The sequence below is a fragment of the Buttiauxella agrestis ATCC 33320 genome, assembly GCF_000735355.1.
GTDB classification, from domain to species: Bacteria; Pseudomonadota; Gammaproteobacteria; order Enterobacterales; family Enterobacteriaceae; genus Buttiauxella; species Buttiauxella agrestis.
Window position 1 is genome coordinate 1 of sequence record NZ_JMPI01000078.1, and the last position, 3,002, is coordinate 3,002.

Genomic DNA, 3,002 nt, shown 5'->3' on the forward strand with positions numbered 1-3,002 from the left:
ATTTGGAGCCTGGCAGTTCCCTACTCTCGCATGGGGAGACCCCACACTACCATCGGCGCTACGGCGTTTCACTTCTGAGTTCGGCATGGGGTCAGGTGGGACCACCGCGCTACTGCCGCCAGGCATATTCTGTTTCATCAACCGTCATGCTATTCACACAACCATCGACTTAAAATCTCGGTTCAAGCTGAAAATTCAAATATCTTAGTCTCTCAACCAAAACACCTTCGGTGTTGTAAGGTTAAGCCTCACGGATCATTAGTACTGGTTAGCTCAACGTATCGCTACGCTTACACACCCAGCCTATCAACGTCGTAGTCTTCAACGTTCCTTCAGGACCCTTAAAGGGTCAGGGAGAACTCATCTCGGGGCAAGTTTCGCGCTTAGATGCTTTCAGCGCTTATCTTTTCCGCATTTAGCTACCGGGCAATGCCATTGGCATGACAACCCGAACACCAGTGATGCGTCCACTCCGGTCCTCTCGTACTAGGAGCAGCCCCCCTCAATTCTCCAGCGCCCACGGCAGATAGGGACCGAACTGTCTCACGACGTTCTAAACCCAGCTCGCGTACCACTTTAAATGGCGAACAGCCATACCCTTGGGACCTACTTCAGCCCCAGGATGTGATGAGCCGACATCGAGGTGCCAAACACCGCCGTCGATATGAACTCTTGGGCGGTATCAGCCTGTTATCCCCGGAGTACCTTTTATCCGTTGAGCGATGGCCCTTCCATTCAGAACCACCGGATCACTAAGACCTGCTTTCGCACCTGCTCGAGCCGTCACTCTCGCAGTCAAGCTAGCTTATGCCTTTGCACTAACCTCACGATGTCCGACCGTGATTAGCTAACCTTCGTGCTCCTCCGTTACGCTTTAGGAGGAGACCGCCCCAGTCAAACTACCCACCAGACACTGTCCGCAACCCGGATCACGGGTCTACGTTAGAACATCAAACATTAAAGGGTGGTATTTCAAGGTTGGCTCCATGCAGACTGGCGTCCACACTTCAAAGCCTCCCACCTATCCTACACATCAAGGCTCAATGTTCAGTGTCAAGCTATAGTAAAGGTTCACGGGGTCTTTCCGTCTTGCCGCGGGTACACTGCATCTTCACAGCGATTTCAATTTCACTGAGTCTCGGGTGGAGACAGCCTGGCCATCATTACGCCATTCGTGCAGGTCGGAACTTACCCGACAAGGAATTTCGCTACCTTAGGACCGTTATAGTTACGGCCGCCGTTTACCGGGGCTTCGATCAAGAGCTTCAGCTTGCGCTTAACCCCATCAATTAACCTTCCGGCACCGGGCAGGCGTCACACCGTATACGTCCACTTTCGTGTTTGCACAGTGCTGTGTTTTTAATAAACAGTTGCAGCCAGCTGGTATCTTCGACTGCCTTCAGCTCCATCCGCGAGGGACTTCACCTACCGACAGCGTGCCTTCTCCCGAAGTTACGGCACCATTTTGCCTAGTTCCTTCACCCGAGTTCTCTCAAGCGCCTTGGTATTCTCTACCTGACCACCTGTGTCGGTTTGGGGTACGATTCGTTGTTACCTGATGCTTAGAGGCTTTTCCTGGAAGTGCGGCATTTGTTACTTCAGCACCGTAGTGCCTCGTCATCACACCTCAGCGTTAGATAAGAGTCCGGATTTACCTAAACTCTCCGCCTACATGCTTAAACCGGGACAACCGTCGCCCGGCTAACATAGCCCTCTCCGTCCCCCCTTCGCAGTAACACCGAGTACAGGAATATTAACCTGTTTCCCATCGACTACGCCTTTCGGCCTCGCCTTAGGGGTCGACTCACCCTGCCCCGATTAACGTTGGACAGGAACCCTTGGTCTTCCGGCGAGCGGGTTTTTCACCCGCTTTATCGTTACTTATGTCAGCATTCGCACTTCTGATACCTCCACCAGACCTCACAGTCCAGCTTCAACGGCTTACAGAACGCTCCCCTACCCAACAACGCATAAGCGTCGCTGCCGCAGCTTCGGTGCATGGTTTAGCCCCGTTACATCTTCCGCGCAGGCCGACTCGACCAGTGAGCTATTACGCTTTCTTTAAATGATGGCTGCTTCTAAGCCAACATCCTGGCTGTCTGTGCCTTCCCACATCGTTTCCCACTTAACCATGACTTTGGGACCTTAGCTGGCGGTCTGGGTTGTTTCCCTCTTCACGACGGACGTTAGCACCCGCCGTGTGTCTCCCGTGATAACATTCTTCGGTATTCGTAGTTTGCATCGGGTTGGTAAGCCGGGATGGCCCCCTAGCCGAAACAGTGCTCTACCCCCGAAGATGAGTTCACGAGGCGCTACCTAAATAGCTTTCGGGGAGAACCAGCTATCTCCCGGTTTGATTGGCCTTTCACCCCCAGCCACAAGTCATCCGCTAATTTTTCAACATTAGTCGGTTCGGTCCTCCAGTTAGTGTTACCCAACCTTCAACCTGCCCATGGCTAGATCACCGGGTTTCGGGTCTATACCCTGCAACTTAACGCCCAGTTAAGACTCGGTTTCCCTGCGGCTCCCCTATACGGTTAACCTTGCTACAGAATATAAGTCGCTGACCCATTATACAAAAGGTACGCAGTCACCCCATAAAAGAGGCTCCCACTGCTTGTACGTACACGGTTTCAGGTTCTGTTTCACTCCCCTCGCCGGGGTTCTTTTCGCCTTTCCCTCACGGTACTGGTTCACTATCGGTCAGTCAGGAGTATTTAGCCTTGGAGGATGGTCCCCCCATATTCAGACAGGATACCACGTGTCCCGCCCTACTCTTCGAGTTCACAGTATGTGCATTTTTGTGTACGGGAGTATCACCCTGTACCCTGCGACTTTCCAGACGCTTCCACTAATACACAAACTGATTCAGACTCTGGGCTGCTCCCCGTTCGCTCGCCGCTACTGGGGGAATCTCGGTTGATTTCTTTTCCTCGGGGTACTTAGATGTTTCAGTTCCCCCGGTTCGCTTCGTTAAGCTATGTATTCACTTAACGATAGTG

At 52.6% G+C, this 3,002-nt stretch carries 2 rRNA genes; both read right to left on the reverse strand.

The window, feature by feature from the left end:
* Positions 1 to 7: 7 nt before the first annotated feature.
* Positions 8 to 123 (reverse strand): 5S ribosomal RNA (gene rrf / locus GBAG_RS21690).
* A gap of 114 nt (positions 124 to 237) precedes the next feature.
* A 23S ribosomal RNA gene (locus GBAG_RS21695) occupies positions 238 to 3,002 on the reverse strand; the annotation flags it as partial.